General features: G+C 69.5%; 30 protein-coding genes and 1 tRNA gene. 15 read left to right on the forward strand and 16 right to left on the reverse strand.

Annotation, left to right across the window (positions count from 1 at the left end):
- The 7 genes from C5708_RS16430 to C5708_RS16460 all read right to left on the reverse strand — a co-directional run.
- A partial coding sequence (locus C5708_RS16430; RefSeq protein WP_242922776.1) for a hypothetical protein occupies positions 1 to 268 on the reverse strand: 268 nt, incomplete at its 3' end.
- Complete coding sequence (locus C5708_RS16435; protein WP_242922777.1) at positions 265 to 624, reverse strand: hypothetical protein; 360 nt, start codon at positions 622 to 624, stop codon at positions 265 to 267. The genes C5708_RS16435 and C5708_RS16430, both read right to left, overlap by 4 nt.
- A gap of 70 nt (positions 625 to 694) precedes the next feature.
- Positions 695 to 1,135 carry a hypothetical protein gene (locus C5708_RS16440; RefSeq protein WP_242922779.1) on the reverse strand — a complete coding sequence of 147 codons (441 nt, stop codon included), beginning with the start codon at positions 1,133 to 1,135 and terminating at the stop codon, positions 695 to 697.
- A gap of 9 nt (positions 1,136 to 1,144) precedes the next feature.
- Entirely contained in the window at positions 1,145 to 1,660 is a 516-nt protein-coding gene (locus tag C5708_RS16445) for a hypothetical protein (RefSeq protein ID WP_242922781.1), read from the reverse strand.
- A gap of 9 nt (positions 1,661 to 1,669) precedes the next feature.
- The gene (locus tag C5708_RS16450; protein ID WP_242922783.1) at positions 1,670 to 4,012 is read right to left on the reverse strand and encodes a hypothetical protein; all 2,343 of its coding nucleotides are present in this window, start codon (positions 4,010 to 4,012) and stop codon (positions 1,670 to 1,672) included.
- Entirely contained in the window at positions 4,009 to 4,341 is a 333-nt protein-coding gene (locus C5708_RS16455) for a hypothetical protein (RefSeq protein WP_242922785.1), read from the reverse strand. Before C5708_RS16455 ends, C5708_RS16450 begins: the two co-directional genes overlap by 4 nt.
- 213 nt (positions 4,342 to 4,554) lie before the next feature.
- Complete coding sequence (locus C5708_RS16460; protein ID WP_242922786.1) at positions 4,555 to 4,971, reverse strand: hypothetical protein; 417 nt, start codon at positions 4,969 to 4,971, stop codon at positions 4,555 to 4,557.
- Positions 4,972 to 5,054: 83 nt separating this feature from the next.
- Between C5708_RS16460 and C5708_RS19580 the strand changes: the two genes are divergently transcribed.
- From C5708_RS19580 to C5708_RS16475, 3 genes are all read left to right on the forward strand, one after another.
- Positions 5,055 to 6,083, forward strand: a complete 1,029-nt coding sequence (locus C5708_RS19580; protein ID WP_242922788.1) for a LexA family transcriptional regulator — start codon at positions 5,055 to 5,057, stop codon at positions 6,081 to 6,083.
- A 56-nt stretch (positions 6,084 to 6,139) separates the two neighbouring features.
- Positions 6,140 to 7,108 carry an energy transducer TonB gene (locus C5708_RS16470; RefSeq protein WP_242922790.1) on the forward strand — a complete coding sequence of 323 codons (969 nt, stop codon included), beginning with the start codon at positions 6,140 to 6,142 and terminating at the stop codon, positions 7,106 to 7,108.
- 80 nt (positions 7,109 to 7,188) lie between these two features.
- Entirely contained in the window at positions 7,189 to 7,752 is a 564-nt protein-coding gene (locus C5708_RS16475) for a tyrosine-type recombinase/integrase (RefSeq protein ID WP_242922792.1), read from the forward strand.
- A gap of 55 nt (positions 7,753 to 7,807) precedes the next feature.
- On the opposite strand, the gene C5708_RS16480 is transcribed toward C5708_RS16475, so the two are convergent.
- A tRNA-Gly gene (locus C5708_RS16480) sits at positions 7,808 to 7,882 on the reverse strand.
- 157 nt (positions 7,883 to 8,039) lie between these two features.
- Between C5708_RS16480 and C5708_RS16485 the strand changes: the two genes are divergently transcribed.
- Entirely contained in the window at positions 8,040 to 8,642 is a 603-nt protein-coding gene (locus tag C5708_RS16485) for an HD domain-containing protein (protein ID WP_242922794.1), read from the forward strand.
- Between the two features lie 35 nt (positions 8,643 to 8,677).
- Here the strand turns inward: C5708_RS16485 and C5708_RS16490 are convergent, their stop codons facing one another.
- Genes C5708_RS16490 through C5708_RS16500 form a run of 3 tightly spaced genes read right to left on the reverse strand, consistent with a single transcriptional unit; the run spans position 8,678 to position 10,209 of the window.
- The gene (locus tag C5708_RS16490) at positions 8,678 to 9,559 is read right to left on the reverse strand and encodes an alpha/beta hydrolase (RefSeq protein WP_242922795.1); all 882 of its coding nucleotides are present in this window, start codon (positions 9,557 to 9,559) and stop codon (positions 8,678 to 8,680) included.
- A 54-nt stretch (positions 9,560 to 9,613) separates the two neighbouring features.
- Positions 9,614 to 9,808: a helix-turn-helix transcriptional regulator gene (locus C5708_RS16495; protein ID WP_242922796.1), complete on the reverse strand. Its 195-nt coding sequence runs from the start codon at positions 9,806 to 9,808 to the stop codon at positions 9,614 to 9,616.
- Complete coding sequence (locus C5708_RS16500) at positions 9,805 to 10,209, reverse strand: hypothetical protein (RefSeq protein WP_242922797.1); 405 nt, start codon at positions 10,207 to 10,209, stop codon at positions 9,805 to 9,807. The genes C5708_RS16495 and C5708_RS16500 overlap by 4 nt, the downstream gene beginning before the upstream one ends.
- Positions 10,210 to 10,367: 158 nt before the next feature.
- Between C5708_RS16500 and nudC the strand changes: the two genes are divergently transcribed.
- Positions 10,368 to 11,327: an NAD(+) diphosphatase gene (gene nudC, locus C5708_RS16505; RefSeq protein WP_242922798.1), complete on the forward strand. Its 960-nt coding sequence runs from the start codon at positions 10,368 to 10,370 to the stop codon at positions 11,325 to 11,327.
- Positions 11,328 to 11,336: 9 nt separating this feature from the next.
- Here the strand turns inward: nudC and C5708_RS16510 are convergent, their stop codons facing one another.
- Entirely contained in the window at positions 11,337 to 12,188 is an 852-nt protein-coding gene (locus C5708_RS16510) for a prephenate dehydratase (protein WP_242922799.1), read from the reverse strand.
- Between the two features lie 15 nt (positions 12,189 to 12,203).
- Positions 12,204 to 12,938, reverse strand: coding sequence for a 3-deoxy-manno-octulosonate cytidylyltransferase (locus C5708_RS16515; protein WP_242922800.1), 735 nt, complete (start codon positions 12,936 to 12,938; stop codon positions 12,204 to 12,206).
- 184 nt (positions 12,939 to 13,122) lie between these two features.
- Between C5708_RS16515 and C5708_RS16520 the strand changes: the two genes are divergently transcribed.
- Positions 13,123 to 13,860 carry a cytochrome c family protein gene (locus tag C5708_RS16520; RefSeq protein ID WP_242922802.1) on the forward strand — a complete coding sequence of 246 codons (738 nt, stop codon included), beginning with the start codon at positions 13,123 to 13,125 and terminating at the stop codon, positions 13,858 to 13,860.
- A 96-nt stretch (positions 13,861 to 13,956) separates the two neighbouring features.
- On the opposite strand, the gene C5708_RS16525 is transcribed toward C5708_RS16520, so the two are convergent.
- Both C5708_RS16525 and C5708_RS16530 read right to left on the reverse strand, forming a co-directional pair.
- On the reverse strand, positions 13,957 to 14,796 hold the full coding sequence (locus C5708_RS16525) for an NlpC/P60 family protein (protein WP_242922804.1): 840 nt from the start codon (positions 14,794 to 14,796) through the stop codon (positions 13,957 to 13,959).
- Complete coding sequence (locus C5708_RS16530) at positions 14,793 to 16,190, reverse strand: leucyl aminopeptidase family protein (protein WP_242922806.1); 1,398 nt, start codon at positions 16,188 to 16,190, stop codon at positions 14,793 to 14,795. Before C5708_RS16530 ends, C5708_RS16525 begins: the two co-directional genes overlap by 4 nt.
- A 93-nt stretch (positions 16,191 to 16,283) precedes the next feature.
- On the opposite strand from C5708_RS16530, the gene C5708_RS16535 reads away from it, so the two are divergent.
- The 7 genes from C5708_RS16535 to C5708_RS16565 all read left to right on the forward strand — a co-directional run bounded on the left by C5708_RS16535 (position 16,284) and on the right by C5708_RS16565 (position 24,464).
- Complete coding sequence (locus tag C5708_RS16535) at positions 16,284 to 17,105, forward strand: tetratricopeptide repeat protein (protein ID WP_242922808.1); 822 nt, start codon at positions 16,284 to 16,286, stop codon at positions 17,103 to 17,105.
- 162 nt (positions 17,106 to 17,267) lie between these two features.
- Positions 17,268 to 18,875 (forward strand): M28 family metallopeptidase, encoded by a 1,608-nt coding sequence (locus tag C5708_RS16540; RefSeq protein WP_242922972.1) that lies wholly within the window; start codon positions 17,268 to 17,270, stop codon positions 18,873 to 18,875.
- A gap of 82 nt (positions 18,876 to 18,957) precedes the next feature.
- Complete coding sequence (locus C5708_RS16545) at positions 18,958 to 20,334, forward strand: L-serine ammonia-lyase (protein ID WP_242922810.1); 1,377 nt, start codon at positions 18,958 to 18,960, stop codon at positions 20,332 to 20,334.
- Between the two features lie 199 nt (positions 20,335 to 20,533).
- Positions 20,534 to 21,613 (forward strand): serine hydrolase domain-containing protein, encoded by a 1,080-nt coding sequence (locus C5708_RS16550; RefSeq protein ID WP_242922811.1) that lies wholly within the window; start codon positions 20,534 to 20,536, stop codon positions 21,611 to 21,613.
- Positions 21,614 to 21,689: 76 nt separating this feature from the next.
- On the forward strand, positions 21,690 to 22,517 hold the full coding sequence (locus C5708_RS16555) for a dienelactone hydrolase family protein (RefSeq protein WP_242922812.1): 828 nt from the start codon (positions 21,690 to 21,692) through the stop codon (positions 22,515 to 22,517).
- Positions 22,518 to 22,597: 80 nt separating this feature from the next.
- Positions 22,598 to 23,407, forward strand: a complete 810-nt coding sequence (locus C5708_RS16560; RefSeq protein ID WP_242922813.1) for a DUF72 domain-containing protein — start codon at positions 22,598 to 22,600, stop codon at positions 23,405 to 23,407.
- 157 nt (positions 23,408 to 23,564) lie between these two features.
- The gene (locus tag C5708_RS16565; RefSeq protein ID WP_242922814.1) at positions 23,565 to 24,464 is read left to right on the forward strand and encodes an SDR family oxidoreductase; all 900 of its coding nucleotides are present in this window, start codon (positions 23,565 to 23,567) and stop codon (positions 24,462 to 24,464) included.
- Here the strand turns inward: C5708_RS16565 and C5708_RS16570 are convergent.
- Positions 24,461 to 24,874, reverse strand: a complete 414-nt coding sequence (locus C5708_RS16570) for a DUF1801 domain-containing protein (protein ID WP_242922815.1) — start codon at positions 24,872 to 24,874, stop codon at positions 24,461 to 24,463. The genes C5708_RS16565 and C5708_RS16570 overlap by 4 nt on opposite strands.
- Before the next feature lie 91 nt (positions 24,875 to 24,965).
- Between C5708_RS16570 and C5708_RS16575 the strand changes: the two genes are divergently transcribed.
- Positions 24,966 to 25,340 (forward strand): hypothetical protein, encoded by a 375-nt coding sequence (locus tag C5708_RS16575; protein WP_242922816.1) that lies wholly within the window; start codon positions 24,966 to 24,968, stop codon positions 25,338 to 25,340.
- 64 nt (positions 25,341 to 25,404) lie between these two features.
- A complete protein-coding gene (locus tag C5708_RS16580; protein WP_242922817.1) occupies positions 25,405 to 26,793 on the forward strand; it encodes an NAD(P)-binding domain-containing protein in 1,389 nt (462 codons plus the stop codon).
- The last annotated feature ends 99 nt before the right edge of the window (positions 26,794 to 26,892 follow it).

Here is a 26,892-nt window from a genome sequence, read left to right on the forward strand (position 1 = left end):
GAGGCCGTCCACACCAACACAGCATGACGGCGGCGTAGATCAGTACGGCGGCGGCGAACCCCGTCTCGCCCAACGACGCCGGTTTGCCGAGGGCGACCAGTTCGACGCCGCGCAGGAATGCCGCCAGGCCGAACAGCTCTGTCGCCCACCGCACCCCGCGCGAGGCGTTGGGCCAGCCCTGGCCCTGCCGCCCCAGCAGCGTCGCGCGCAGCACAAGCGCGGCCGCCGCAACAATGCAGGCGGCCGCCATCAGGTTGGTCATGATCATTGTAGGCCCTCCGCGACCTTGGCCCGTAGACGCCCCTCCAGCCAGCGCAGGAATGACGGCCCAACGCCGGTGATCACCACGGCGACGATGACGCCGGCCAGCACGGCGTCGACCGCCACCGTCACCCCCAGGAATCGCGTCACCAGCGCCGCCGCCAGCGACGCCGCCGTTTGCGACGACAGCACGCCGAACAGCGCCCCGGAGATCATCGACACCCCGATCTCGGCCGCCGCCCTCAGCGCCCGCCGGCGCGTCGGCGGCGGCTCGCCGAACAGCACCGCGATCAGCGGCGCCGATCCCCACAGGCCGACCGCCAGCGCCGCGGCGGCCCCCACCAGCCAGCGTCTATGATCCATGTGCCCCTCCAGGCATGAAAAAGCCCCGGCCGAGGCGGCGCGGGGCGGTCGGATGCGAACGGCGTTCGCGTCAGGCGCCGCCGGGTCCCACAGGCGTCGCATCGGGATCGGGCGCGGCCGGCGGCGCGAACCTGTTGTCAGCGATCGGGTCGGCGGTGACGGCTGGCCAGCTCGTCCCCTCCGGGGCGGTTTCGCCCAGCTCGCGCTGGGCGGCCTGACGGATGCGCAGGCCGCGGCTCTCAACGGCCAGGCCGTGCCAACCGTTGGTAGCGCCAAGCGCCGCGCATTGCCCCATGACAGTCAGAGCCGAAGCCTTAGCGTCGCCGTCGGTGATCTCGGCCCGGCGAGCGTAGATGATCTCGGCGGTGTCGCAGATCATGACGACCGGCGACATGGCCGCCAGCGCCTCCGTCAGTGGGGCGGCGATGGTCGCCGGCAGCTTCGGCCCGTGCTGGAGCGCGAAGGTCTGCACCGCGACACGCATTTCTGGGAATCCGGTGATCAGTTCCATATGGGGCTCCTACTGAACGGAGATGGGAAAGGGCCCGGCCGGGGCCTCCTCGGCGGCCGACAAGGGGCCCTGACCGACTAGGGCCGCGGCCGTGTGGACGGTCAGGAAGGGATCGACACCTTTGCGCGCGACGATCTCGCTGCGCGAGACGACGCCTGTCAGCGCCCTGGCCGCCGTACGGTTCTTGGCCCCCAGGATCGTGCGTTCGACCATCACGAACCGCGCCCGCTCGATCGACGAGACGAAGTCGACTGGCGAATGGCTCATGAACACTTCCTGATAGCCGTCCGCCTGGACCTGGTAGGCTCCACGGTCGTCGGTCAGCGCCTTGCCGTCCTCACCGACCAGGGAGCCGGTGAAGCGGAACACCTCCTGGCCGACCTGGCTGGCGTGGTCATCGTGGATGGTGCGGACCTTCACGCGATGGTCGTCGAGCTCGTAGACGCGATCCTCCGGGTTGATGTCATGCCCAGCGGCGCGCAACGCGTCGGTGATGTCCACCGGCACGCTCTTTCCTTCGGCCATGCGGCCCTCCTATGGGATTTGCGACTGGTTGTGGGTGAACACGAAAGCGCCGGGCTTGACGCCGGCGGCATAGCTGCGGTTGCCGACCGTGATCTGGGCGATGGGCCTGACGCCAATGGGTTCGATGGCGACGATCTCGGCCCAGCCGAACACGCCGTCGACCAGATAGGCCGCCGCCGCGCCGAGGGCGTGCTGGGCGAAGATCGCCGAGCCATCCCGCTGCTCGATCGGGGTCTTGACCGTGCAGCCGACCTGCGCCCCATTGGCCAGGGTCAGCATCACGCAGGGCTGAGCGCCTGGCCGGTTGCTGTAGCAGACCTCCGGCTCATGGCCCGAACCGTCGCGCTTGAGCACCGTCAACGCCGTGCCGGCCTGCACAGCACCGGCGCGGATTCCGTTCGGCATGTGCGAGTCGGCCAGCACGCAGATGCCGCCGCCGCCTCCGCCACCCCCACCTACGGGAGGTGAGGGCGGAGACCAACCGCCGCTCGCCTGCTGGGTCGTCTGCACGCCGAGGGCGATATAGCGATCTGGGCTGGTCGAGTAGGGCTGCGTTCCCGACGAGATAGCAACGAAGGTCGAGGCCTGCAGGTCCCAATAGACGGAGTACGCCGTGTTCGGAGCGAGTCCATTGATCGGCGCGCTGCTGACGCTCAAGCTGTACCCAGGCAGATATAGGGTGAACGGAGCGACGTTGATCGACGTCGACGAGGGCGACGATAGCGGCGCGGTCGGATTGATCACCCAGCCATAGCTTGTCATGCCGTTGATCGGCAGGCCATTGGCGTTGATGATGCGCCCCTTGGAGGACTGGTAGACCCCAACAGACCAGACGGACGGCGACCAGGGCGATATCTCGGTGGCGTTCGCCACCGTCTCGCAGAACTTGGGATGCGTCCACATCATCCACGAGCCGCCGGGATAGTTCGACTTGCGGATGAATGGCATCGCCATGACGGCCCCGGGCGGCGCCTGCTTGCGAACGAACGCCCGTTGGTAGTCGGCGCCCATGTCGCGGCCGTTACCCGTGTTGCCGGCGACCGACGCTCCCACCTCGCCGTATAGCTGCGCCCAATTTTTGTCGAACCAGGCGATGCCACAGTAGCAATTCACCTGGGCCCAGCTCGTAAAATGCGCGCTAAACTCGTACCATTTGCCCGGCTGAACCGACCATTTGTTAGTAAAGCCGCCGACACCGTCCGGACGGTATAGATAGACGTCGATAATATTGAATCCCGACCCGCCGTCGGTAGTATTGTCGAGCTGCGAAAGTGTAAATGTCGAGCGGTCTGCCAACGACCATGAGCCGCCATAGTAGTCGGAAGCGCGCTGGATTGTGTAGGAGGCGTTCGAGGGGTTCCACCCGATCTGGTAGATCAGGGCTGGGTCGAGCTGATGATCCGCGCCAAACAGCAGGTTGCCGCCGATGCCGACCGCCAGGTCCGCCGAGCCCGCCTGGTTCTTTGTCGCGAGAGCGCCTTGCCCGGCGATCGAGGCGGACTGGTTGATGCCGGTCTGGTCGGCGTAACGGTCGACCGTGCCGGGCAGATACGGAACTTTGACGCTGGTGTTCTGGCCAGGCGGCGCCTTGGCGAGCATCGGCTCAGTGACAAAGATGAACGGGTCGGCCGTCGCCGTCGGCACATTGACGTAGACCAACAGCGCCGCCCATTTCGCCCCAGCAGGCGCGGTGAAGTAGCTCCAAACCTCCGCGAAATTGGCCGGATCGCCGTTCGCGGCGTTCGGGCCGCCGGCTTCGCCTCCCGTCAGATTGGGCCAGATGAACTGGTCGCCAAGGCCGGCGCCCGATCCGTCCATCCAGCGGACGCCCAGACCGCCCCTACACCGATGGTTCGCCATCAGGCAGCGGACATAGACGAGGTCGCCGGCGACGACAGGCAACGCGTACCGCGGCTGGTTGCCGACGGGGCCCACCGCGCCCCACGAATACGGGCCCCAGAACGACTTACCCGCCGCCACGTTCCCGGTGACGTGCCGGTACATGACGTTCCGCTGGCCGCCATATCCGGGGTAGTTCAGACCGCCCTCACCGCTGTTTCCCGTGTTGCCGTTGTCGCCGTTGGTCCAGCCGTACTGACCATTCGACCAGCCATCGTTGATCAGGGCGTTGGCCCCGACCGGGACGTTGCGGTTGTCGACCTGCGTCGTGGTCAGGGTCGAGGTGGCGAGCTGGCCCTGATTAAGAATGGCGGCGGCGGTGTTGCTCGCCGTCTTGTCCGCCCCGGCCTGGGCCGGCTTCAAATTGTTGATGTCGGTCCCGTCGTTATAGATCGCGCCGTTGGTGGCGTCGTCACTGAACGGCGAGGCGGACCCCTCGGCCGCCACCTTCACGCGGCGGAACGCGACGGCGGAAAGCGACGTCGCCCAGACGACGTTGCTCGTATAGAGGCGCGCGCGGCCATAGGCCGCGTTGGCCGGGGACGTGATCTGCGCTGACTGCCGGCGCCAGTCGGTGAAGCCGCCATTCGCCCAACCGGAAACGCCTGTTTCGGTTGGTTCTGCTTGGCCAGTTCATGCCGGAAGTCGATGCCGATGCGCAGCTCGTCGCCATCGCTGGCGATGGCGCGATCCGCCATCAGGATCGCCTCCGCCGCCAGCATGCGCCAGGATAGCCGCGCCGCCGTCTTCTGTTCCAGGCGAACCGTGTTCGCGGTTTTCAACCGACGCGCGTGGTCGCCGGCAGGGTGGTGTAACGCCCCCATCTGGGCCGTCCCCCTCTACAAACTGACGCCTTCCGGGCGTCGCGGGCCTTCACAGCGTCGGCCGGTTCCCTGATCCGGCCTGAACGCCGCGTCGGCGGCTCTCGATGATCCCGGCCCCGCCGGCCAGGCTGCGCGGGCGGGCGACACTCGCGCCCGGAGACCGCGCGAAACTCAGGCGCCGTCGCCGTTCAGCAGCGCATCGACGCGACGAACGTCGGCTTTCAAACGCTCGGACAGACGGCAAAGCCGCTCGCGCTCGGTTGGCGTGATTACGCCGTCGGCGGCGGCCAGTCGGATTTCACGCTGTTGAGCGATAGCCGTTTCGGCCACCTCGCAGCCCAGCCCGACCAATTCGCCAGCCGGCGCCGGATCGGGGCGCAGCTCGAACAGGACGCGGCTGTAGATCGGCGCGCCGCAATAGCGCTCCAGATCAGCGATCACGTCGGCCGGCATGAACAGATCGCCGTGGGGCGACTGGTATTCGCCCAGCTGAGTCTTGCCGACGCGGCACGCGCGGGCCGCTTCCTCCAGGCCACCGCATGCCGCGATCAGCAGACAGGCGTAGCGGGCGTGCTGGCGGCGGTTCACTGAGCGGCCCCCCGGGAGGTCGGGCGGAACGCGGGGCCTTCTTTCCGGGTGCTAGCCTCTACTTGCTCGGCTACCCCTATTGAGTGGGCCGCTCCATCACGGCCGGAGAAGAAGTCCGCAGGCGCCAGGGCAATCCCTTCCGCCGCGGCCCGTTGGAGAATTTCGACTTGATGCTTTGCGGGGATGACACCTCCGGTGCCGCCGCGCTCACGCGGATGGGTCCACCGCAGGACCGAAGTACGGTTGCGATTGAGCCAGCTGGCAACGGCGGCGACGCCACCGCACCTTTCGATTATCGAGTGAGCGGGTTCGAGCATGGCCGGACTGTGCGATTATCGCACAATGATGTCAACCCAGATCGCATAGGAGAATTGCGATGTTCGCAATGGCGTCCTGACGCTCGTTTGCGCGATTTTCGCACAATGGATGCGTCCCTGCTTAAAACGGAACTGCAGAAGCCCGGCCGATCGCAGGCCGAGCTTGCACGGGTGTTGGGATTTCCAGACCCGAGCTATGTCAACAAGATGGCTACTGGGCGCAGAGCGATCAAAGCGCATGAAGCCGAGATCATTCGCGCCTATTTGGCCAAGACCGCCGCGAAAGGCGAGGCCAATGCCTCGGAGGCTGAAGAGCACCACATTGGCAATACGCCGGACCTTCCTCCGATTGTAGATAGATCGGGCGTCGCGCCGTTTATTGAGGTGCCCGAGTATGATCTTCGGTTGTCCGCTGGTCCGGGATCAATAATTGATCATCACGAAGCGCCCCTTAGGCGTACATGGACAATGCCAAGATGGTTGATCGTTGATCACCTCGGCCTCAATCCCGATGACGTGGCCCTTCAGGAAGTTGTTGGCGATTCCATGTCTCCAACACTGAATACCGGAGACTACGTGCTCATAGATCGCCGGGACCGACGTATTGGCTTACCTGGCATCTTCGCCGTTTGGGACGGCGATGCACTTGTGTGTAAGCGATTGGAGCGAATACCTGGATCGCAGCCAACGCTAGTTCGCATAAAATCCGACAACCCGCTTCATGGCGAGTATGCGGTTCCAGCCGATCAAGTGGACGTAAAGGGGCGCTTGCGATGGGTCATGCGGCGAGCTTAGCGCTTCTCCTTGCGCTGGCGGGCGCAAGCGCATCGAGCGCGGAAGAGGTCAAGGTAATGTCTCTGGCCGAGATTCGCGCGATGGTCACCGCCCAGACTAGTGCGAAGCCAAAAGATCCATTCACCAAATCCAGAGACGAAGATTGGGGTATAGGGCGAAGGTTCCGAGTGGTGGTGCCGTTGAAGCAAACATCGTCCGATGGCGGTCCTGTTTGGGCCTACGATCCGGACACCGAAATTCTTAGCGCCGATATCTCGGCTACAATAAGAAGCAGCGACCAAGTTGAACGATTTGGCGCGGGCCGCTATCTGATTGTGGACAGCCACGCACCTCCTAGCAAATTTCAGATCGGCCAAACAGCATTTGGGGCCGTTGCTGAATACCAATCTGAACGTACGGTTTCGCTTGGCTTATTCGAGCCAAGCGGGGGAATGCTCGCCAACACTGCCATGAGTTACTCCTCGCCCACCCCTCCAGCAGAGGCGAGAGCTCTTACCCAGAGGCTGCGAATTGTCGTAGAGGGACAGATTGTGGCTGGAACGCCCCATCGATCAGCCTTTTGCTCATCAGAGCGATACGCTGCACGATTGGATTCCCCAGTCGAGGTGATTGTCAAACGGTGCTTCGTTGCCGTGCGGATCGACCGCGTTTCCCTGACAGATAGCCAGAAAACCCTCAGGTATTGGGAAGCCTTGGCCCTTCCGGCGCGCCAGCGAACCGAGCCGCGCAGCGTCGAGAACGTTCGTTGGTCCGCAACGCCTTCCGCAGAGGACTTTGAACGGTACTACCCAGAACGCGCGCATAGGATGGAGCGCAACGGACAAAGCCGTCTCCAATGCATAGTGCGCGGCGAAGGCAGGTTGGAAGGCTGCACAGTCGTATCGGAAAGCCCTCAGGGCTTTGGTTTTGGGGAGGCCGCGCTTCGCCTTTCGAGGCGGTACATGGCCGATGTGTCCGCCGGATCAGACGTCACTGAGGGCGATACCGTTACGTTTCAACTCGACTTTGCGGTGCCGGGCGCATAGCTCATGTATAACTATGCGTTTTTCGCATTGACGTAATTGTGCGATAATCGCATTGTCTCCCCATTCCGAGGGGAGACGCTATGTCCCAAGTCACAATCCATCAGGGTACTGAGCCCGCCTTTGAGCTGACACCGGCCGGCCTCGCCTACCTGGCCGAGCCGTCCAGGCGAACCGGGTTCGCATCCGCCATCCCAGCCGGCAAGAGCCGGGGTCGCAAGACGGCCGTCATACCGCTGCTGGCCGAGACAACGGCGCTGCTCAAGGAGATCCGCATCCAGCAGGAACGCCGGCACGACATCCTTGCCGCCGTCGCGGAGAAGAAGGACCGCCCAGCGCCACCGCGCCCGCTGACCGTGCTCAGCAACACCCGCGGCAAGCCGTGGTCAGAGAACGGCCTGGAACACCAGGTGATCGACACGAAGGCCAAAGCCGGCGTCGAGAAACACCTGCACGACGCCCGCGGCACCTTCGCCACGCGCCTGCGCAAGGCGGGTCTCAGCGCCTCGGAAATCGCCGACGTGCTGGCCTGGACCGAGGAACGGGTGGAGCGACTGCTCGCCGTTTACGTCGACATGAACGACGTCGTTCGGAGCATCGCGGAGCGCATCAGACAGAACGAAGCCGGGACAAAAACGCCCAACTAACTCCCAACTCGCGAGAATTGGTCCAGCATCGGGACGGTTAGAGCATTGAATTTATTGGAGCGGGCGAGGGGAATCGAACCCCTGACATTCAGCTTGGGAAGCTGACGTTCTACCTCTGAACTACGCCCGCGCCGCGCGCGGCCGGGCCGCGTCGGAGGCGGCAAAATAGCGAAACGGGGCGGGGCGGCAAGCGGGCTTTTCCACGCCGGGTCCGACGAGGTCGCGTTGACGCGCCGCCGTCGCGCGCGCACGATCGGGTAAAACAGACGTTTGAGAGGAGGCGCGCCATGGCCGACGGCGAACACGGGTCCGAACCGCGGGCGAAATTCCACGCCATGACCGAGGGCACGGCCGAGGACTGGGCCGTGATCGGCCAGGCCATGGCCCCCTTCGTCAAGACCCTGCCCGACCGGGTTCTGGCGCACCTGAAGATGCTGGACGGCGACTGCGGCGGCTTCGCCGTCGACCGGCTCGAGCACAGCCTGCAGACCGCCACCCGCGCCTTCCGCGACGGCCGCGACGAGGAATATGTCGTCTGCGCCCTGCTGCACGACATGGGCGACATCCTGGGCCCGCGCAATCACGCCGACATCGCAGCCGCCGTGCTCAAGCCCTTCGTCTCCGAAGAGAACCACTGGATGGTCGAGCAGCACGGCGTCTTCCAGGGCTACTACTTCTTCGACTATCTGGGCCTGGACCGGAACATGCGCGAACAGTTCCGCGGCCATCCGGCCTTCGAGCGCACCGCCCAGTTCTGCCACCTGTACGACCAGTCGGCCTTCGACCCGGCCTACGAGTCGATGCCGTTGGAAGCGTTCGAGCCGATGGTGCGGCGGGTGTTCTCGACCGTGAAGCGGTCGATCTACGTCAACAATCCGCAGGCGGCCTGAGGCTCCCGCCTCTCCGGCCGCCCGCTCCCCGACCCTCAGCGCGCCAGGAAGGCCTGGACCGCCTTGGCGAACGCCGCCGGCTGGTCGAGCATGACGAAATGGCGGGCGCCGTCGACGCGGACCAGGGTCTTGTCGGGCAGGCCGGCGTAAGACGCCGCATAGAGGCCGTCGACGTTCGGCTGCGGCAGGCCGAGATCGGCGTCATAGGCGTAGACCACCGTGGTCGGCGCCTTGATCGCCGGCAGGTCCGGACGCAGGTCGCCGGTCATCACGTCGTACATCGCCTGGGCCAGCACCTTGCGGTCGGAGGCTAGCGACCATTCCAGAGCCTGCTTGCGGCCGTCGGGCGACTTGACCAGCATGGTCAGCGTCCGGGTCTGACCGGCGGCGAAGGCGTCCGGCGACTGGGCCAGCATGGCGTCTCGGGCGGCGGCGGCGCGCGGGGCGATCGACTGGGCCGTCGCGGCGGGATCGATCAGCACGCTGAAGAACGGCAGGGCGTCGACGACCATCAGCCGGCCGACCGCCTCGGGGTGGGTCCTGGCCAGCAGCAGGGCCGAGTAGCCGCCCAGCGAGTGGCCGATCACCGCCGGATGGTCGAGATGGGCGGCGGCGATGTAGGCGGCCACCGCCTCGACCGCCGGGCCGACCACGGGCCCCTGGGCGGCGGCGCGGACAGGCTGGCCGGCGAAGCCGTCGAGCTGGACCAGATGCACGCGGTGGTCGGCCTCCAGCGTCTTGGCGAGGTCGGACCACACCGCCCGCGACGAGGCCAGGCCCGGGATGAGCACCACGTCGGGGCCGCTGCCCCGCACCTCGACCGTGATCGGCGCGGCGGGGGTCGCCGCATGGCCGAAGGTCGCGCCGAAGAAGCCCAGCAGCATGCCGAGGGCGAGCACCTTGAACAGAAGACGCATGACGTTTCTCTCTTCTCTTTCGATTGTCGGGTGAAGGACGGCGGGAGGCGGGCCTCAGGCTTCGTCCTCGAAGATGGCTTCGATGGGCAGCCCGAACAGCCGGGCTATGCGGAAGGCGAGCGGCAGGCTGGGGTCGTACTTGCCGGTCTCCAGGGCGTTGACGGTCTGGCGCGACACCTGCAGCCGGTCGGCGAGATCGGCCTGGCTCCAGTCGCGCTCGGCCCGCAGGACCTTGAGGCGGTTCCTCACCGGTACCTCCAGCGCACCAGGGGGCCGGCCGGCCCCAGGGCGGCGGCGAAGATGCCGAACACCAGATAGCCGGGCAGGTGCGCCACGCCGGCGTAGGTCTCCAGGAACCCCCAGACCGTGGTCGTCGCCAGGGTGAAGCCCACGGCCAGCAGCATGGCCTGGGTCATCACCGTACGCTGGAACTCGTCGGCCTCCTCGACGAGGTAGAGCCCCATGGCGGCGATGGCGCCGATCACCGGGATCGCCGGCGCGACCGCCAGGGCGTAGCGCAGCCAGCCGCTGGGCGGATGGTGGTGGAACAGCCAGTCGGCGCCGGCGAGCACCAGCACGTAGAGCGTCATCGCCGGCAGCAGCCGCGCCAGGTAGCGCTTCGCCGCACGGGTCATCTTTTGACAGGCCATGACAAAGGTCCTTGTTAATATGACAAGTATCCTTGTCATATCCGCGATCTATGTCAAGCACCCTTGTCAATTCGATCGGCGAAACGGCGACGAGCCCTCTTGCGTGAGCCGCCGCCGCCGGGCCAAGTGGCGGCCTTGTTGCGTCCAGGAAGCCGCCCATGCCCTTGCAGGCGTTCGTCAACACCTTCGCCGGCAATCCTCTCGATCGCGCCAGCGATCACCGCAACGACCCTGACTGGCTGGCCGCCCAACTCGCCGATCCGCGGGCCCTGGGCGTGGCCCTGTGGAACGGACGGCCGCTGATCGAGGACGCCGCGCCCGAGGACGCGGTCCCTGGCGAGACCAACGCCGGCGGCGATGTGCAGATCGCCTATCTCCAGGCGAGCATGGTCCGCCAGCTGGCCGGCTCGGACGAGCGGCTGCTGTTCCTGGGCCTTTGGAAGAACACGCCGGTGTTCGCCTGCGACCTGGAGGACGCCGCCGACCCGTCGCTGGGGGCCCTGGCCGGCATGGGCCGGTTCGAGGAGCTGCGCGCGGTCGCCCTGCGCCTGCCGCCGCCGGAAGCCGCCATCTGCGCCACCGCCAAGGGCCTGTTCGAATGGCGCCGGCGCCATCGCTTCTGCGCCGCCTGCGGCCAGGCCTCGGACGTCGCCGACGGCGGCTGGAAGCGGGTCTGCCCCTCGTGCCGCACCGAGCATTTCCCGCGCACCGACCCGGTGGTGATCATGCTGCCGGTGTTCCAGGACCGCTGCCTGCTGGGCCGGCAGGCGGCATGGCCGCCGGGCATGTTCTCAGCCCTGGCCGGCTTCCTCGAGCCGGGCGAGAGCATCGAGGAGGCCTGCGCGCGCGAAATCCGCGAGGAGGCGGGCCTGACGGCCGATTCCGTCCGCTACCACTCGACCCAACCCTGGCCCTATCCGTCGTCGCTGATGATCGGCCTGATCGCCGAGGTCACCGACGACCAGGCCGCGCCGGACCAGACCGAGCTGGAGGCGGTGCGCTGGTTCACGCGGGAGGAGGCCGAAGCCGTGCTGCGCGGCCGGTACGAGGGGGTGTTCGCCCCGCCGCCGCTGGCCATCGCCCATCAGCTGCTGGCGGCCTGGGTGGCGGGGTTCTAGGCCCCCGCCCTACCCTACGCCGTCGCGGAACGGATCGGCCGGATAGACGCCGAGGATCTCGAACTTCTCGGAGAAGAATTTCAACTCGTCGAAGGCCAGGGCCAGGCCCCTGTCCTCGGGCCGGCCGTCGACCTCGGCGTAGAACATGGTGGCGGTGAAGGCGCCGTTCTCCATGTAGCTTTCCAGCTTGGTCATGTTGACGCCGTTGGTGGCGAAGCCGCCCATGGCCTTGTACAGCGCCGCCGGCAGGTTGCGGACGCGGAACACGAAGCTGGTCACGCAGCGGGCGGTGAACGGCGGCGGCGGCGGATCCTTGTCGGCCGTCATCACCAGGAACCGCGTGGTGTTGTGCCGCTCGTCCTCGATGTCGCGCATCAGGATTTCGAGACCGTAGATCTCGGCGGCCAGGGCCGGCGCCACGGCGGCGCGGGTTCCGTCCGGGCTGGCGGCCAGGGCGCGGGCCGCGCCGGCGGTGTCGCCCACCGCCTCGGTGACCAGGCCGAGCTTGCGCAGCGACTTGCGGCACTGGCTGAGGGCGATGGGCATCGAGGCCACGGTCCTGACATCCTCCAGGCGGACGCCCGGATTGACCATCAGCTGGAAGCGGATCGGCTTGAAATGCTCGCCGATGATCTTCAGGCCCGAGTTCGGCAGCAGGTGGTGGACGTCGGCGACCCGGCCGGCGATCGAGTTCTCGACCGGGATCATGCCCAGCTCGCACGCGCCCGACTTGATGGCCTCGAACGCCTCCTCGAACGTCGCGCACGGCGCGGCCTCGTAGCCCGGAAAATAGGTGCGGCAGGCTTCGTGGCTGTTGGCGCCGGGCTCGCCCTGGAAGGCGATCTTGGGGAGGATGCTCATCGGTTGCGCTTCTTGTTATTGGGCCGCGGCGAAGGCGCGGGCCTGGTCGAGGTCTTGCGGCGTGTCGACGGAGATCGGGGCTCGGTCGGCCACGGCCGCCCAGATCGACTGGCCGAGTTCGAGCGCGCGCAGTTGCTCCAGCTTCTCGCGCCTCTCCAGCGGCGAGGGCGAGGCGGCGTTGAACGCCTCCAGCGCGGCGCGGCGATAGCCGTAGACGCCGATGTGACGCCAGACGGGGGCGTCGCCGTAGAGGGTCGAGCGGGTGAAATAGAGCGCCCGCCCCGTGCGGCCGCCCGGCTGCAGGGCCAGCACCGCCTTGACCACGTCGGGGTTGGCCCGGTCGGCGGCGGAGGCCTCGGGCGCGACGACGGTGGCGATGTCGCAGGACGGTTCGGCCGCCAGCAGGCCGGCGCAGGCCGCCACCACCGCCGGATCGACGAACGGCATGTCGCCCTGAAGATTGACGACGGCGTCGTGGCGTCCTTCGGGATCGAGCGCGGCCAGGGCCGCCAGGATGCGGTCCGATCCCGAGGGCAGCTCCGGATCGGTCAGGACGGCCCGGCCGCCGGCCGCCTCGACGGCCTCGACGATGGCCGCGTCGCCCGCCGCCACGGCGACGGGACCCACGCCGGACGCCTCCGCCTGGCGCAGCACGCGGACGATCATCGGCACGCCGCCGATGTCGGCCAGCGGCTTGTCCGGCAGCCGCGTCGCCGCCATGCGGGCTGGAATGAGGACGATCGGGTTCATCGCATCCTTACGTGGCGGGCTCGCCGCGACGGCGGGTTCCCCCGCCTTGCTCCGGCGCCAATTGGCCGGTTGCGCGAGCGCCGGTAGCGTGTAAGAGACGCGAGCGCAAGGATCGAGGCGCGGATTCCCCTGGGGCGTGGATTCCGGGGCGCGGCGCGCGGCGTTAGAGGGCTGACGAACACATATGAGCGACCTGGGCTTCAACAAGATCGCGGGCGCCGTGCTGGCGACCGGACTGGCTATCGTCGGCCTCACCGAACTGTCGAGCATCGTCTTCAAGTCTGAACCGCCCGCCAAGCCGGGCTATGCCGTCGAGATCGCCGCCGAGGAATCGGCCGGCGGCGCGGCCGTCGAGCTGCCGATCGACTGGGGCACGGAACTGCCCAAGGCCGACGTCGCGGCCGGCGAGGCGGTGGCCAAGAAGTGCCAGTCCTGCCACGACTTCGCCAGCGGCGGTCCGAACATGACCGGCCCGAACCTGTTCGGCGTGCTGGGCCGCAAGCCCGCCAGCCACGGCGGCTTCGCCTATTCGGCGGGCATGTCGGACTTCGCCGGCAAGCATCCGCAGTGGGACTACGAGACCATCAACACCTTCGTGACCGCGCCGCAGAAGGACGTGGCCGGCACCAAGATGACCTTCGTCGGGCTGAAGAAGCGGGAAGACCGCATCAACCTGATCGCCTACCTGCACACCCTGGGCTCGACCCTGTCGATCCCGGCCCCGAACCCGGCCGCCGCCGCCGCGCCCGCCCCGGCCGCCGGCGACAAGGCCGCTCCGGCTGACGCCAAGGCCGCCGACGGCAAGGCCGAGGCCAAGCCTGCGGACGCCAAGGCCGCCGGCGAAGCCAAGGCTGGCGAAACCAAGACCGCCGAGGCCAAGCCGGCCGACGCCAAGACCGCGGCGCCCGCCGCGAAGAAGTAGGCTTCGTCCTCCGGGGAGCCTTCCCCGGACCATCGAACGCGCGGCCGCGCCTCCTGGATCGGGGGCGCGGCCGTTTTCGTTCGGGCCCCGCCTCGATCAGGGACGCGCGAACGCGGTCGGCTCGCCGCCGCCCGCCGCCGCGATGCGCGACCTCGCCTCGGCCAGCGGCTCGACGGCCACGGCCATGTGGTGGGCGTTGGCGTGGATGATGCGCTCGGCGTCGACCAGCATCGCCACGTGGCCGCGCCAGAAGACCAGATCGCCGCGGCGGAGCGCCTCGACCGACGTCGGCGCGGCGAAGGCCGCCTGCTGCATGTCGGCGTCGCGCGGGCAGGACCGGCCGCAGGCCAGCAGCGCCTGCTGCACCAGGCCCGAACAGTCGAGGCCCCGGCTGTCCCTGCCGCCCCACAGGTAGGGCGCGCCGAGGTGCTGTTCGGCGACGGCGGCCGCATCGTCCGCATAGAGCCCGATCGGCGACAGGTGCGCCTCGACGAACCAACCGCCGTCCACGTCGCGGACGAAGCGTCCCTCGCGCGCCTCGACGCTCACCAGGGCGTTGATCGAATAGGGCCCCCGCGCCGGCGACTTGATGTCGGGCGCCGCGAAGGCGTAGGTGCGCAACGCATGCACCCAATGGGTCGGCGCCGCCTCGGCCGCCGCCAGGGCCTCGCGCGGGACCCAGCCGACATAGCCGTCGCGCCGGGCCTGGCCCCAGGCCCAGCCGCCGGCCTCGTCCAGCACGTCGAAACGCTCGCCGAACAGCAGCTGGTCCTGTTGCTCGGCGGCGCGGTCGGCGATCTTGCGGACGGCGACGGCGGGCGCGGCGCAGCGCATGGGGACCGGCGCGGCGTAGCGCGGCGCGGCGACCCGTCCCTCCAGGTCGGCGGCGGCGAGGTCGGCGCGGACGGCGGTGACGCGCGGCTCGAACCCGCTCACGAATAGCGCCCCTTGAGCATGGCGTAGAGGGCGCGGACGGCCTGGGCCTCGCCGCCGACGGGGAAGCCCGGCCGCCCCCTGGGGTTCCAGGCGAAGATGTCGAAATGCGCCCAGGCCCCGGCCGGGGCGAAGCGTTGCAGGAACAGCGCCGCCGTCACCGAGCCGGCCTGGGCCCAGGCGTCGGGGTCGTTCTTGAGGTCGGCGATGTCGCTGTCGAGGGCGTCGGCGTAGCCCGCCCAAAGCGGCATCCGCCAGAGCGGGTCGAAGGTCGCGTCGGCGGCGGCGGCCACGTCGCGGGCCAGGGCCTCGTCGGCGGTGTAGAACGGGATCACCTGCGGGCCGAGCGCCACCCGCGCCGCGCCGGTGAGGGTGGCGAGGTCGAGGGTCAGGTCGGGCGACAGCTCGGCCGCCCGCGCCAGGGCGTCGGCGAGGATCAGCCGCCCCTCGGCGTCGGTGTTGCCGACCTCGATGCTCAGCCCCTTGCGCGAGGCCAGCACGTCGCCGGGACGCATGGCGTCGCCGCCGATGGCGTTCTCGACGGCCGGGACCAGCACCGCCAGCCGCACGGGCAGGCCGGCGGCCATGATCATCCGCCCCAGGGCCAGGGCGTGGGCCGCCCCGCCCATGTCCTTCTTCATCAGGCGCATGCCGGCCGAGGGCTTGATGTCGAGGCCGCCGGTGTCGAACACCACGCCCTTGCCGACGATGGCGACCAGCGGACGGTCCTCGGCGGCCAGGTTCCAGCCGATTTCGATGAAGCGCGGCGCGCGGCGGGGATCGGCGGCGCGGCCGACGGCGTGGACGGCGGGATAGCCGGCCTCCAGCAGGGCGTCGCCGGTGGTGACCGTCACCGCCGCGCCGTACTGCTCGGCGATCTCGCGGGCGATGGTCTCGATCTGCAGCGGCCCCATGTCGTTGGCCGGGGTGTTGACCATGTCGCGCGCCAGGGCGCAGGCGTGGACCACCGCGTTCAGTTCGGCCAGGTCGGCGCCCTCGTCGACGACGAGGCGCGGCCGGGGGGCGGCGTGCTTTTGCTTGTAGCGGTCGAAGGCGTAGGAGCCGAGGCCCCAGGCCAGGGCGCAGAGACCCGCGTCCAGCCCGGCCGGAACCGAGGCCAGATGGTAGTCGCCGGCCGGCAGCCGCCCCGGCAGGGCCCGCAGGGCCATGGGATCGGCGGCCTCGCCCGCGCCCAGGCCGAACAGCGCCGCCGCCGCCCCGCCGCCCTCGGCCGGCAGCACCAGCACCTGCCCCGCCCGCGCCTTGAACTCGGCCAGGTCGGCCAGGACGCGGTCCGCGGCGGGGCGGGCGGCGAGGAAGGCTTCGAAGCCGTCCTCGCGCAGGAGATGGACGCCGACGCTCGCCCCTGGGGCGGCGGAGATCAGGACGTCGGACATGGGGCCCTCGCGAAGGGGATGATTATGCTTAACGCTTCGTTGAGACCGGCGCGCCATGCTCGGGGGCGTCGATCCTTCCGGAGCCTTGGTCTCATGTGTCGCAAGCTCGCGTTCGCCGCAACCGCCCTTGCGGCCTGTCTGGCCCTGGCGACGGCGCAAACGGCGGCGGCGGCCGCTCCCAAGGACGCCAAAGAGGCCGTCAAGGAAGGCCCGCGCCGGGCCACGGCCGAGCAACGGCTCCAGGCCGACCGCCTGGACCCGCTGGCCCAGGCGGCGTTCTGGGCGCGCGAGGCCGACGCCGACCCGACCGACGTCGAGGCGGGGATCAAGCTGTCGGCGGCCCTGCGGGCGCTGGGACAGTTCGCCCAGGCCGCCCAGGCGGCTCAGAAAGTCTCGGTCCAGGCCCCGCGCAATCTCGACGCCCTGCTTGAGACCGCCAGGGCCTTTGTCGGCCAGGGCCAGGGCTTCTACGCCATCCAGCCGGCCAAGCAGGCGCAGGAGCTGGCGCCGCGCGACTGGCGGCCGCTGTCGCTGCTCGGCGTCGCCTACGCCCAGACCGACCGCGACGACGAGGCGGTGGCCGCCTGGCGCCAGGCCCTGGCCCTGTCGCCCGACAACCCGGCGGTGCTGTCGAACATGGCGCTGTACTACGCCTACCATCAGGACCCGGCCCAGGCCGAGGGCCTGCTGCGCAAGGCCGCCGCCCGCCCCGACGCCACCATCCAGGTGCGCCAGAACCTGTCGCTGGTGCTCGGCCTGCAAGGCAAGTTCCCCGAGGCCGAGAAGCTGATGCGCCAGGACCTGCCCCCCGAGGTCGCCGAGAACAACCTGGCCTATCTGCGGGCCGTGGCGGCCGGCGCCGGCGGCGCCAATCCCGAGCGCACCTGGAACGCCCTGCGCGGCCCCGGCGGCTGAAGCCCCGGGCGGGACGACGACGTCTCCTGGCGAAAGTTTTTGCCTCTGGTCTCGTTTGGTCCGGGGCCCTAAGGTCCGCCCCCGTCATTTAGGGGACAGGAAATCGCCATGAGAACAGCGTTCGCCGTCATCGCCCTCCTTTGTTCGGCGGCTCCCGCCGCCATGGCCGCGCCGCCGACGGCCGGCATCGACGCGGCCCGGCTGTCGGCCCACGTCAAGGTGCTCGCCTCCGACGCCTTCGAGGGCCGCGGGCCGGCCACCGAGGGCGAGAAGAAGACCATCGCCTACCTCACCGAGCAGTTCAAAGCGGCGGGCGTGCAGCCGGGCGGCGACCTCGGCAAGGACGGCAAGCGCGCCTGGACCCAGAACGTCCCGCTCGGCCGCTTCGAGATCAAGGGCCCGGTGGCGGCCAGCCTGACCGTCGGCGGCCAGACCCAGGCCCTGACCCAGGGCGAGCAGATCGCCATCCGCGCCGCCCAGACCAATGTCGACCGCGTCGACATCAAGGACGCCCCGATCGTGTTCGCCGGCTACGGCGTCACCGCCCCCGAGCGCAACTGGGACGACTTCAAGGGCGTGGACGTCAAGGGCAAGATCGTGGTCGTGCTGATCAACGATCCTGACTTCGAGACCGGCGTCGGCGACTTCGGCGGCAAGGCCATGACCTATTACGGCCGCTGGACCTACAAGTACGAAGAGGCCGCCCGCCGCGGCGCCGCCGGCCTCCTGATCGTCCACGAGACCGCGCCGGCCTCCTACGGCTGGGCCACGGTCAAGAACTCCAACACCAACGTCCAGTTCGACATCGTCCGCAAGAACCCGTCGGACGCCCACCCGCTGCTCGAAGGCTGGATCCAGCGCGACGTCGCCGTCGACCTGCTCAAGAAGGCCGGCCTCGATATCGAGGCCCTGAAGAAGCAGGCCCAGACCCGCGACTTCAAGCCGGTCGAACTGAAGGGCGCGACCTTCTCGACCGGCTTCGCCGTCGATCATCAGGTCATCGTCAGCTACAACGTCGTCGGCCTGCTGCCGGGCGCCAAGCGGCCGGACGAGACGGTGATCTATTCGGCCCACTGGGACCACCTGGGCGTCGGCGCGCCGGACGCCAAGGGCGACCGCATCTATAACGGCGCCGTCGATAACGCGACCGGCACGGCGGCCCTGCTGGAGCTGGCCCGCGTCTACGCCAAGGCCCCGCGCGCCGACCGCTCGGTGGTGTTCCTGGCCGTCACGGCCGAGGAGAAGGGCCTGCTGGGCTCGACCTATTACGCAGCCAATCCGCTCTATCCGGCGGCCAAGACCGTGGCCGACATCAACATGGACGCCCTGGACGTCAACGGCCTGGCCAAGGACATCACCGCCTCGGGCAACGGCCAGGTGACGCTGCAGGACGACCTGGCGGCCTACGCCAAGGCCGAGGGCCGCTACTTCACGCCGGACCCGACGCCGGAAGCCGGCCACTTCTACCGTTCGGACCACTTCCCCTTCGCCAAGATCGGCGTGCCGGCCATCTCGATCGGTTCGGGCCAGGATCTGGTCAAGGGCGGCGTCGCCGCCGGCAAGGCCGCCGAGGAGGCCTACAACAGGGACAAATATCACCAGCCCGCCGACGAATGGTCGGCCGACTGGGACCTGTCGGGCCAGGTGGCCGACCTCGAACTGGTCTATCGCCTCGGCCGCGACCTGGCCAATTCGAACAAGTGGCCGGGCTGGCACGACGGCTCGGAGTTCAAGGCGACCCGCGACCTGACCGCCTCGGCGCGGAAATAGGCGGCCTCATCCCGGCCGGGGCGCTTGCGCGCGCCGGCCGGGATGACGACATCACCGACGCAATCCCAGCCAGCAGCGCCCCATGACCGTCAGCGTCTTCGACCTCTTCAAGCTGGGCGTCGGCCCGTCCAGTTCGCACACCATGGGTCCGATGACGGCGGCGGCGCGGTTCGCGGGCCAGCTGCGCGCGGCGGGGCTGATCGCACGCACGGCGCGGGTCGAGACCAAGCTCTACGCCTCCCTGGCCCTGACCGGACGCGGCCACCACACCGACCGCGCGGTGATCCTCGGCCTGATGGGCTACGAGCCGGCCAGCCTCGATCCCGACGCCGGCGACGCGGCCCTGGCGGCGGCGCAGGAGAGCGGCCGGCTGGCGCTGGGCGGAACCGACGACATCGCCTTCCACGCGGCGACCGACATCGTCTGGGCCGGCCGCGAGCGCCTGCCCCAGCATCCCAACGCCCTGACCTTCAAGGCGCTAGACGCCGATGGGGCCGTGCTGCTGGAGCGGACCTGGTTCTCGACCGGCGGCGGCTTCGTGCGCGACGAGGACGAGATCGGCCGCAACGATCCCGACGAGGCCGGCGCGGCCATCCCGCACCCGTTCGAATCGGGCGACGACCTGCTGGCGCGGGCCGAGGCCGACGGCCTGACCATCGCCGGCCTGATGATGAACAACGAGCTGGCCCGCCGCAGCCGCGACGAGGTGCTGGCCGGGCTCGACCGCATCCACGCCGCCATGGACGCCTGCATCGAGCGCGGCATGCGCCAGGACGGCTGCCTGCCCGGCGCGCTCAAGGTCAAGCGCCGCGCCAAGCAGCTGCACGCCGCCATCATGAGCCGCATGGAGCGCCAGATCAGCGACCCCCTGGCGGCGATGGACTGGGTGAACCTGTGGGCCATGGCGGTCAACGAGGAGAACGCCTCGGGCGGCCGGGTGGTCACCTCGCCCACCAACGGCGCGGCCGGCGTGCTGCCGGCGGTGCTGCGCTATTACGACCGCTTCCACAACGGCACCGCCGAGGGCCGGCGCACCTTCCTGCTGACCGCCGCCGCCATCGGTGCGCTCTACAAGCGCAACGCCTCGATCAGCGGCGCCGAGGTCGGCTGCCAGGGCGAGGTCGGCGTGGCCTGCTCGATGTCCGCCGGCGGCCTCGCCGCCGCCCTGGGCGGAACCAACGCCCAGATCGAGAACGCCGCCGAGATCGGCATGGAGCACAATCTCGGCCTGACCTGCGACCCCATCGGCGGCCTGGTGCAGATTCCGTGCATCGAGCGCAACGCCATGGGCGCGATCAAGGCCATCGACGCCGCCCGCCTGGCCCTGCTCGGCGACGGCCAGCATTCGGTGAGCCTGGACAAGGTCATCGCCACCATGAAGCGCACCGGCGAGGACATGAGCGAGATCTACAAGGAGACCTCGCTGGGCGGCCTGGCCGTCAACGTCGTCGAATGCTGATTTCGTCCTGGCGCGGCGCCTCCTGAGCCCCGGCCGGGGCTTTCATGAGCCATCGGTAACTTGACCCGGCGCCCGCCGACGCCCGAGATCGCCTCCAGACGGGCCGCAGGGCCCAAGAAGCGCCGGACGGGCGCGTAGGGTTCGCCCGTCGGACGTGTCCCAGGTTTTCAAGATCGGGCCCCAGGCGATGGAGCGGTTCATGACGCGTTGGCGCTGGGCGTTCTGCGCCCTGGTTTTCCTGGCCCCGCCGGCCATGGCGGCGGATCGCGCCGCGACGCTGCGGGCGTCGCTGGACAAGGCCGTCCCGGCCGCCCTGGCCAAGACCGGCGTCCCCAGCGTCTCGATCGCCGACGTCGAGGGCGGCCGCGTGGTGCTGACCGCCGCCTATGGCGAGCAGAGCCGCGGCGTCCCGGCCAGTCCGGCCACCCTCTACAACCTCGCCTCCCTGACCAAGCCGATCACCGCCGAGACCGTGCTGCGGCTGGCGGGCGAGGGCGCGCTGTCGCTGGACGAGCCGATGGCGCCGGTCTGGACCGATCCCGACATCGCCAAGGACGAGCGACGCGCCCTGCTCACCCCGCGCCTGTCGCTCAGCCACCAGACCGGCTTTCCCAACTGGCGGCGGCAGACCGGCGGGGTGCTGACCTTCAAGTTCACCCCCGGCCAGGGCGTCGGCTATTCCGGCGAGGGCTACGAATATCTGCGCGCCTTCGTCGAGAAGAAGACCGGGACGGGCCTGGAGGCCTGGGCCCAGACCCTGGTCTTCAAGCCCGTGGGCATGAGCGCGACAGCCTATACCCGCAAGCCGTGGTTCGAGGGCCGCATCGCCACGCCGACCGCCAAGGACGGGACGGCCCTGCCGCCGGAGATCGCCGACACGGCCCTGGCCTCCGACCTCGTCTACGCCACCGCCGGCGACTACGCCAAGTTCCTGGTCTCGGTGATGGATCACCGGGGCCTGGCCGACGGCCTGGACCGCGACCGCCGGACCATCCAGGCCAGCACCCGCGCCAAGAGTTGCGCCAAGAGCCCGACCTGCCCCGACGACGTCGGCTTCGGCCTGGGCTGGGAGGTGTTCCGCTTCAAGGACAAGGTCGCGCTGCTGCACACCGGCCGCGACAAGGGAGTGGCCACCTTCGCCTACCTCGTTCCCTCGACCCGGCAGGGGGCGGTGATCCTGACCAACGGCGACGGCGGCCTGGACCTCGTCCTGCCGGTTCTGGAGGCGCTGGGAGCCGACGCCGAGTTCGTCGTCGCCCTCAGGGCGCTGGAGGACTGAGGCTCGGCCCGCGCTGGATCGTCTTTGGCAAGAGACGGTGAACGCGCCGGCTCCCGCCGATCAACAGGAGATCGCCTTGCGTCCAGCCCAAGCGGTGCTCGTCCTGACCCTTTGCGCGGGTCTCGGCGCCGGCGCGCCAGCCGCCGACGTCACGACGCGCCCGTACGCCGCCCGGCCCCTGCCCAAGCCCGAAACGGTGTCGGCCTGGGCCAACGCCTTCAAGGCCGAGACCTTCACGGCCCCCGACGGCGCGCGGCTGCCCTACCGCATCTACCGGCCGAAGGCGGCCGCCCGGCCGCACTCCTTGCCGCTGGTCGTCGTCCTGCACGGCTCGGGCGCGATCGGCGCCGACAACGTCAAGCAGATGGGGCCGTTCGCCACGGCCTGGGCCCAGCCGGCCATCGCCGACCACGAGCGCGCCGTGGTGGTGGTTCCCCAGGCGCCGGCCCGCACGGTCGACTATTCGCCCGGCGAGGACGGCATGCCCGCCGCCCGCCCGGGCCCGGCCCTGCCGGCGATCCTGGCCCTGGTCGACGCCATGGCCCGCGACCCCGCCGTCGATCCGTCGCGCGTCTACCTGACCGGTTTTTCGATGGGCGCCTCTACGGCGCTGACGGTCCTGACCCTGCAGCCCGGCCGCTTCGCCGCCGCGGCTGTGTTCGCCCCGGTGCCGCCGCCGCGCAAGGCCGCCGCCCGCGTGGCGCGCATTCCCATGCTGCTGGTGCATGGCGACATCGATTCCAAGACCCGCATCGAACCGGACCGGGCCTGGGCCAAGGCCCTGAACGCCGCCGGCGGCCGTCCGCGCTTCATCGCCTACGAGGGCATGGGCCACCGCGTGCCCGACGACATGCTGACCGACAGCGGCTGGCGGACCTGGCTGCTGGCGCAGAAGGGCCGCTGACCCGCCTTCCGCCGACCCCGCCTTCCCCCGGGGCGCGCGACTGACTACCTTCGGTCCGCAACGACAGGGAGCAGACGGTCATGGCCCAGGCGGGCGGCGACATTCGCATCGGCATCGGCGGCTGGACCTTCGAGCCCTGGCGCGGGACCTTCTACCCGGACGACCTCAAGCAGAAGGATGAGCTGTCCTACGCCAGCCGCCACCTGACCTCGATCGAGATCAACGGCAGCTACTACAGCAGCTTCAAACCCGAGACCTGGAAGAAGTGGCATGACGAGACGCCCGAGGGCTTCGTCTTCGCGGTGAAGGCCTCGCGCTTCTGCACCAACCGCCGGGTGCTGGGCGAGGCGGGCGAATCCGTCGCCAGGTTCCTTAGCCAGGGCCTCGTCGAGCTCGGCCCCAAGCTCGGCCCGATCCTCTGGCAGTTCGCCCCGACCAAGAAGTTCGACGCCGAGGACTTTGGCGCCTTCCTGGCCCTGCTGCCGGCCCAGGTCGACGGCGTGGCGCTGCGCCACACGGTCGAGGTGCGGCACGACAGCTTCTGCACGCCCGAGTTCCCGGCCCTGCTGCGCCGGCACGGCGTCGCGCCGGTCTACGCCAAGCATTTCCAGTATCCCGAGATCGCCGACGTCGCCGCCGACTTCGTCTACGCCCGTCTGCAGACCGGCTCCGACGACGTGCCGACCGCCTATCCGCCGGCCGAGCTCGACGCCTGGGCCGGGCGGCTGAAGACCTGGGCGGCGGGCGGCGAGCCGGCCGACCTGCCCCGCGCCGATCCCGGCCATGCGCCCGAGGCCAAGCCCCGCGACGTGTTCGCCTACATCATCCACGAAGGGAAGGTCCGCGCCCCGGCGGGGGCCATGGCCCTGATCGAGAAGGTCAAGGACTGAGACGCCGTCCCTGCGCGCAGCGTCGTTCCCGGCCACGGGCCCGGGCGGGCCGGCGGGGGAGGCGGGACGACGAAGAAGGGGGCGGACGGCGAGCCCCCTTGACCGCCGCAGCGTAACGCCGCCCCCATTCGAGAACTGCGATATGGGAGCGTGCGCCATGACCCTCGACGACCTGATGTTCAAGCCCGGCCTGCTGGACGGCCAGCGCATCCTGATCACCGGCGGCGGCACCGGCCTGGGCAAGGTGATGGCCGAGGCCTGCCTGATGCTGGGGGCCGAGGTCTACATCCTCGGCCGGCGCGGCGGGGTGCTGGAGGAGACGGCGGCCGAACTGATGAAGGCGCACGGCGGCAAGGTCGGCGCGGTTCCATGCGACATCCGCGCGCCCGAGGCGATCGCCGAGGCTTTGGACGCGATCTGGGCCGACGGCGGCGCCCTGACCGGCCTGGTCAACAACGCCGCCGGCAACTTCATCAGCCGCACCGAGGACCTGTCGCCGCGCGGCTTCGACGCCATCGCCAACATCGTCTTCCGCGGCTCGTTCCTGATGACCCTCGACTGCGGCAAGCGCTGGATCGCCGAGGGCCGTAAGGCCTCGGTGGTGTCGATCCTGACCACCTGGGTGTGGAACGGCTCGCCCTTCGTGGTGCCCTCGGCGATGTCCAAGGCCGGCCTCAACGCCATGACCCAGTCGCTGGCGGTGGAATGGGGCGGCAAGGGCGTACGCCTCAACGCCATCGCGCCCGGCCCCTTCCCGACCGAGGGCATGAGCGCGCGGCTCAATCCCGACCGCAAGGGCGAGGCCTATTCCGACATGAGCGCCAATCCTCTGGGCCGGGTGGGCCGCATGCCCGAGCTGGCCAACCTGGCGGTCTACCTGCTCAGCCCCGGCGCGGAGTACGTCAACGGCCAGACCATCGCCATCGACGGCGGCGCCTATCAGGCCACCGGCGGCAATTTCTCGGCCCTGCGCGCCTGGGGCGACGAGGAATGGGAGCGCGCCCGAGCCGCCATCCGCGGAACCAACGACAAGGACCGCGCCCAGCGGACGGTCTAAGGCGCCGCCGGGCCGATCGGCCGCTGAAGACGCAGGCGGACGTCCCGGTAGGCCGCCGCGATCAGCCCGCCGAGCGCGGCGGGGTCGGGCGGCTGGCCCCATCGCAGCTTGACGTGGCGCATGCGCTTGCCGGCGCCCTGCAGCAGCCCGACCGGGTCGTCGAGGGCCGCGCCATGGAAGAAACCGATGTCGGCGTGGCCGGCGAAGGCGTCGACATAGGCGAAGGCGGCGTCCTCCACGCAGGCCGTCGGCCGTCCGTCGTGGATCAGTTCGCGCACGTCGGCGCCGCAATCGCGCAACGCCTCGAACCACGGCCGGACCATGGCCCGCAGCGGATCGCCTTGGGCGAACCAGGCCTCGACGGCGGGATCGCGCCGGACGGCGCCCGACAGTCGGAAGACGCTCTCCATCGGCGCAGCTTGGCAGGCCGGCGCGGAATGTCGAGCGCCGGCCTAGTTATGGTTAGCGCGCTGTTAACAGCCGCGTCGGATGCTTCGCCGCATGCGCCGCCTCGTCCGTCTCGCCGTCGTCCTGCTCAGCCTCGGCCTGGCCGCGGCGCCGGCGCTGGCGCTCGCCCAGCAGGCGTCGTTCAAGCACAGGGCGATCCCCGGCGCCGGCAGGCCCAAGGCCAACCTCAAGGGCGTCCTGGCCGCCGACGCCAAACAGACCGCCTCGCGCAGGCCGCCGGCGGTCACGTCGGCGGCGGCGGCGGCCGGACCCGGCGGCCTCAAGCCGATGTCGCCCCAGCCGGCCAGGCCCGCCCCCGCCCAATGCCGCCAGACCTGCGCCCAGACCTACTATTTCTGCCGGGCCTCGCCCTATGACAGCGACTGCGCCGGAACCTGGGGACAGTGCGCCGCCGCCTGCAATCGTTAGGTTTGACGGCCGGCGCCGCCCTGATAGGCTCACCTGAACAACGATAAGTTCAGGGAGAGCGGCGATGTCCAGGAACGACGCGCCCAGGGCCTGCATCATCGGCGCCGGCTGCTCGGGCTTCACCACCGCCAAGCGGCTCAAGGACTTCGGCGTTCCCTACGACTGCTTCGAGATGTCCGACGAGATCGGCGGCAACTGGTACTACAAGAACCCCAACGGCCTGTCGGCCTGCTACGAGAGCCTGCACATCGACACCTCGAAATGGCGGCTGGCCTTCGAGGACTTTCCCGTGCCGGAGGGCTGGCCCGACTTCCCCCACCACGCCCAGCTGTTCCAGTACTTCAAGGACTATGTCGACCATTTCGGCCTGCGGCCGACCATCACCTTCGGCACCCGCGTCGAGAAGGCCGAGCGCACCGACGACGGCCTGTGGCGGGTGAGCCTGTCGACCGGCGAGCGCCGCCTCTACGACGTGCTGTTCGTCTGCAACGGCCACCACTGGGACACCCGCACGCCCGACTATCCGGGGACCTTCGACGGCGCGGCCTTCCACAGCCACGCCTATTGCGACCCGTTCGACCCGGTCGACATGCGCGGCAAGAACATCGTCGTCGTCGGCATGGGCAATTCGGCGATGGACATCGCCTCGGAGCTGGCCCAGCGGCCGATCGCCGCCAACCTGTGGGTGGCCGCCCGGCGCGGGGTCTGGGTGCTGCCCAAGTACCTGAACGGCAAGCCGGCCGACAAGGCGGCCCTGCCGACCTGGATGCCGCGCAAGCTCGGCCTGTCGATCGCCCGCTCGATGATCAAGCGGGCCATCGGGACCATGGAGGACTACGGCCTGCCCAGGCCCGACCACGAGCCGCTGGAGGCCCACCCCTCGGTCTCGGGCGAGTTCCTGACCCGGGCCGGCTGCGGCGACATCAAGTTCAAGCCGAATATCAAGGCGTTGGAAGGCCGGCGCGTGCGCTTCGAGGACGACAGCGTCGAGGAGGTCGACGCGATCATCTACGCCACCGGCTACAAGATCAGCTTCCCGTTCTTCGACGACCCCGACCTGTCGCCGGACGCCGAGCACCGCTTTCCCCTGTTCAAGCGGATGATGAAGCCCGAGGTCCCCAACCTGTTCTTCATGGGCCTGGCCCAGCCCCTGCCGACCCTGGTCAACTTCGCCGAACAGCAGGCCAAGCTGGCGGCGGCCTATCTGACCGGCCGCTACCGGCCGCCCTCGCCGGCCGAGATGGCCAGGATCACCCGCCGCGACGAGGCCTTCCACCTCGGCCCCTATTACAAGGCGGCCCGCCACACCATCCAGGTCGACTTCGCCCACTATTGCGCCGACCTGGCCAAGGAGATCGCCCTGGGCGCCCGGCGCGCCGCCAAGGCCGGGAACGCCTTGCCGGTTCCCGCCCTGGCCGATCGTCGGGCGGTGGCCTCGCTGGCGGCGGAATAGCCGCGACCGCCCGCATCATTGCCGAAGTTTAAGGCGCCGGCCCTTGACGCAGAGGGCCGGCCGCGACGTTTTGGCTTCGGGACGGTGCAACCGAGAAGG

Origin of the sequence: Caulobacter sp. CCUG 60055, from assembly GCF_022750545.1 — a bacterium.
Taxonomy (GTDB): Bacteria; Pseudomonadota; Alphaproteobacteria; order Caulobacterales; family Caulobacteraceae; genus PUIC01.

Bases quoted from the DNA above. Each gene is read 5' to 3' on its own strand.
- C5708_RS16580 (WP_242922817.1), top strand. From the start codon at position 25,405: ATGTCCAGGAACGACGCGCCCAGGGCCTGCATCATCGGCGCCGGCTGC.
- C5708_RS16445 (WP_242922781.1), bottom strand. From the start codon at position 1,660: ATGGCCGAAGGAAAGAGCGTGCCGGTGGACATCACCGACGCGTTGCGC.
- nudC (WP_242922798.1), top strand. From the start codon at position 10,368: ATGCCCTTGCAGGCGTTCGTCAACACCTTCGCCGGCAATCCTCTCGAT.
- C5708_RS16535 (WP_242922808.1), top strand. From the start codon at position 16,284: ATGTGTCGCAAGCTCGCGTTCGCCGCAACCGCCCTTGCGGCCTGTCTG.
- C5708_RS16570 (WP_242922815.1), bottom strand. From the start codon at position 24,874: ATGGAGAGCGTCTTCCGACTGTCGGGCGCCGTCCGGCGCGATCCCGCC.
- C5708_RS16510 (WP_242922799.1), bottom strand. From the start codon at position 12,188: ATGAGCATCCTCCCCAAGATCGCCTTCCAGGGCGAGCCCGGCGCCAAC.
- C5708_RS16435 (WP_242922777.1), bottom strand. From the start codon at position 624: ATGGATCATAGACGCTGGCTGGTGGGGGCCGCCGCGGCGCTGGCGGTC.
- C5708_RS16470 (WP_242922790.1), top strand. From the start codon at position 6,140: ATGTCTCTGGCCGAGATTCGCGCGATGGTCACCGCCCAGACTAGTGCG.
- C5708_RS16520 (WP_242922802.1), top strand. From the start codon at position 13,123: ATGAGCGACCTGGGCTTCAACAAGATCGCGGGCGCCGTGCTGGCGACC.
- C5708_RS16490 (WP_242922795.1), bottom strand. From the start codon at position 9,559: ATGCGTCTTCTGTTCAAGGTGCTCGCCCTCGGCATGCTGCTGGGCTTC.
- C5708_RS16565 (WP_242922814.1), top strand. From the start codon at position 23,565: ATGACCCTCGACGACCTGATGTTCAAGCCCGGCCTGCTGGACGGCCAG.
- C5708_RS16440 (WP_242922779.1), bottom strand. From the start codon at position 1,135: ATGGAACTGATCACCGGATTCCCAGAAATGCGTGTCGCGGTGCAGACC.
- C5708_RS16485 (WP_242922794.1), top strand. From the start codon at position 8,040: ATGGCCGACGGCGAACACGGGTCCGAACCGCGGGCGAAATTCCACGCC.
- C5708_RS16575 (WP_242922816.1), top strand. From the start codon at position 24,966: ATGCGCCGCCTCGTCCGTCTCGCCGTCGTCCTGCTCAGCCTCGGCCTG.
- C5708_RS16500 (WP_242922797.1), bottom strand. From the start codon at position 10,209: ATGGCCTGTCAAAAGATGACCCGTGCGGCGAAGCGCTACCTGGCGCGG.
- C5708_RS16515 (WP_242922800.1), bottom strand. From the start codon at position 12,938: ATGAACCCGATCGTCCTCATTCCAGCCCGCATGGCGGCGACGCGGCTG.
- C5708_RS16530 (WP_242922806.1), bottom strand. From the start codon at position 16,190: ATGTCCGACGTCCTGATCTCCGCCGCCCCAGGGGCGAGCGTCGGCGTC.
- C5708_RS16560 (WP_242922813.1), top strand. From the start codon at position 22,598: ATGGCCCAGGCGGGCGGCGACATTCGCATCGGCATCGGCGGCTGGACC.
- C5708_RS16540 (WP_242922972.1), top strand. From the start codon at position 17,268: ATGGCCGCGCCGCCGACGGCCGGCATCGACGCGGCCCGGCTGTCGGCC.
- C5708_RS16550 (WP_242922811.1), top strand. From the start codon at position 20,534: ATGACGCGTTGGCGCTGGGCGTTCTGCGCCCTGGTTTTCCTGGCCCCG.
- C5708_RS16475 (WP_242922792.1), top strand. From the start codon at position 7,189: ATGTCCCAAGTCACAATCCATCAGGGTACTGAGCCCGCCTTTGAGCTG.
- C5708_RS16545 (WP_242922810.1), top strand. From the start codon at position 18,958: ATGACCGTCAGCGTCTTCGACCTCTTCAAGCTGGGCGTCGGCCCGTCC.